Annotated in this window: 1 protein-coding gene; it reads right to left on the reverse strand. The window is 57.4% G+C overall.

Annotated elements, in window-relative coordinates; all coding sequences use genetic code 11:
- Positions 1 to 223 (reverse strand): ImcF-related family protein (locus tag ABR397_RS25675; RefSeq protein ID WP_350307928.1); only part of this gene is annotated, 223 nt, incomplete at both ends.

Consider the following 223-nt stretch of genomic DNA (forward strand, 5'->3'; position numbering starts at 1 on the left):
ACCCGCTGGTAAATGGAGAGCTGGCTCAGTTCTTTCTGGGCGTTTATCATCGGCAGTTTGTAAGGGGCAAAGCTGCTGATTGCGGTCGGGTTATCCGCCTCCCGCGCAGCCCGCCAGTCAGTGTGGTCCAGCGCATAGTCGAGGTGGGTCAGCAGCTGTTCCTGTACCTGACGCTGGCCGTTAAATACCTGACTCCAGCGTTCGCGCATGTACTGTTCTACCA

This window comes from Photorhabdus viridis (genome assembly GCF_040256935.1).
In the GTDB taxonomy this organism is placed as follows: domain Bacteria; phylum Pseudomonadota; class Gammaproteobacteria; order Enterobacterales; family Enterobacteriaceae; genus Photorhabdus; species Photorhabdus viridis.